Origin of the sequence: Falsiroseomonas oryzae, from assembly GCF_027856955.1 — a bacterium.
GTDB classification, from domain to species: Bacteria; Pseudomonadota; Alphaproteobacteria; order Acetobacterales; family Acetobacteraceae; genus Falsiroseomonas; species Falsiroseomonas oryzae.
The window spans coordinates 1-2500 of record NZ_JAPSMD010000344.1; the positions used below are offsets into that span (position 1 = coordinate 1).

General features: G+C 59.9%; 1 tRNA gene and 2 rRNA genes (1 of these 3 cut by a window edge). All 3 read right to left on the minus strand.

What is annotated here, in order from left to right:
• Positions 1-9: 9 nt before the first annotated feature.
• A tRNA-Met gene (locus OZN99_RS23820) sits at positions 10-86 on the minus strand.
• A gap of 38 nt (positions 87-124) precedes the next feature.
• Positions 125-239, minus strand: a 5S ribosomal RNA gene (rrf, locus tag OZN99_RS23825).
• A gap of 148 nt (positions 240-387) precedes the next feature.
• A 23S ribosomal RNA gene (locus OZN99_RS23830) occupies positions 388-2500 on the minus strand; it runs 621 nt beyond the window's last position.

Here is a 2500-nt window from a genome sequence, read left to right on the forward strand (position 1 = left end):
TGGTATCGTTGGATGCGGGGACAGGATTTGAACCTGTGACCTTCAGGTTATGAGCCTGACGAGCTACCGGGCTGCTCCACCCCGCGGAGGTGTTTGGTCTTGTCGTGTTGGATCCGGCGTGGTGGCCCGGCGGCGACCGACTCTCCCGCATCTTGAGATGCAGTACCATGGGCGCTGAGGTGTTTCACGGCCGAGTTCGGGATGGGATCGGGTGTATCATCCTCGCGATGACCACCGGGCCACCAGGCCGGATCCTGACGACAGATGATTTGGTGTGGATCTGGTGTGTGTGTGTTTGGTTGGGGTTGAGTGGTGCGCGGCTTGGTGCTGCGCGCGGCTGGGGGTGGTCCCTTGCGGGAGACACCCTGGCCGGTGCGGTGTTGGTGGTAAGGGAGCGCTATCGGGCGATTAGGACCGCTCGGCTGAAAGGGTTACCCCTCTTATACCTGCGGCCTATCGACGTGGTGGTCTTCCACGGCCCTCGGCGAGGCCTCGTTTCGAGGTCGGTTTCCCGCTTAGATGCCTTCAGCGGTTATCCGTTCCGCACTTGGCCACCCGGCCGTGCCGCTGGCGCGACAACCGGTTCACCAGAGGTGCGTCCATCCCGGTCCTCTCGTACTAGGGACGGATCCTCTCAAGCCTCGTACACCCACAGCAGATAGGGACCGAACTGTCTCACGACGTTCTAAACCCAGCTCACGTACCGCTTTAATCGGCGAACAGCCGAACCCTTGGGACCTGCTCCAGCCCCGGGATGCGATGAGCCGACATCGAGGTGCCAAACCTCCCCGTCGATGTGGACTCTTGGGGGAGATCAGCCTGTTATCCCTAGAGTACCTTTTATCCGTTGAGCGATGGCCCTTCCACGCGGGACCACCGGATCACTAAGGCCGACTTTCGTCTCTGCTCGCGCTGTCGCGCTCGCAGTCAGGCGGGCTTGTGCCTTTGCACTCAACAGCCGATGTCCGACCGGCCTGAGCCCACCATCGCGCGCCTCCGTTACACTTTGGGAGGCGACCGCCCCAGTCAAACTGCCCACCACGCAGGGTCCCGATCCCGGATGACGGGATGCGGTTAGACGCCAGAAAGGCACAGGGTGGTATTTCAAGGTTGGCTCCACCAGAGCTAGCGCCCCGGCTTCAAAGCCTCCCACCTATCCTACACAGTCCCTTCCTGGCGCCACTGCGAAGCTGCAGTAAAGGTTCATAGGGTCTTTCCGTCTAACTGCGGGTACCCCGCATCTTCACGGGGAATTCAATTTCGCTGAGCCCATGCTGGAGACAGTGGGGAGGTCGTTACGCCATTCGTGCAGGTCGGAACTTACCCGACAAGGAATTTCGCTACCTTAGGACCGTTATAGTTACGGCCGCCGTTTACCGGGGCTTCGGTTCGGAGCTTGCACTCCTCCCCTTGACCTTCCGGCACCGGGCAGGCGTCAGACCCTATACGTCGTCTCGCGACTTCGCAGAGCCCTGTGTTTTTACTAAACAGTCGCCACCCCCTGGTCTGTGCCACCCCACCCAGGTTGCCCTGAATGAGGTCCCGCTTATCCCGAAGTTACGCGGGCAATTTGCCTAGTTCCTTCAGCATGGTTCCCTCAAGCGCCTTGGAATACTCGTCCAGTCCACCTGTGTCGGTTTCGGGTACGGTCCATATGCCAGAGCTGTTTCCTGGACCCCTCCAACCGCCACCCCAATCCGATAAGGGAGGACAGCGTTTCAGGGTCGTCACTTCTGGCGGGCGCGGGAATATTCACCCGCTTCCCATCGGCTACGGCTCTCGCCCTCGCCTTAGGGGCCGGCTCACCCTGCGCGGATTAACCTTGCGCAGGAACCCTTGGACTTTCGGCGACAGGGTTTCTCACCCTGTTTGTCGCTACTCATGTCCGCATTCGCACTTCCCATACCTCCACCGGCCCTCACGGGTCCGGCTTCACAGGCCTAGGGAACGCTCCGCTACCGCGTGCATCGCTGCACACCCACAGCTTCGGTAGATGGCTTGAGCCCCGTTACATTTTCGCCGCAGAACAGCTATTAGACCAGTGAGCTATTACGCTTTCTTTAAAGGATGGCTGCTTCTAAGCCAACCTCCTGGTTGTTTTGGCCGTCCCACATGCTTTCCCACTTAGCCATCATTTGGGGACCTTAGCTGGTGGTCTGGGCTGTTTCCCTCTCGACAATGGACCTTAGCACCCACTGTCTGTCTGCCAGGCTGCACTCCTCGGCATTCGGAGTTCGGTAGGGTTTGGTAGGGCTTTGGGCCCCCCTAGCCCTTCCGGTGCTCTACCTCCGAGGGTGACCACCTGACGATCTACCTCAATAGATTTCGCGGAGAACCAGCTATTTCCGAGTTTGATTGGCCTTTCACCCCTAGCCACAGCTCATCCCCGACTTTTTCAACAGGCGTGGGTTCGGCCCTCCAGTGGGTGCTACCCCACCTTCAGCCTGGCCATGGCTAGATCACTCGGTTTCGGGTCTCATGCCCGTGACTATGCGCCCAT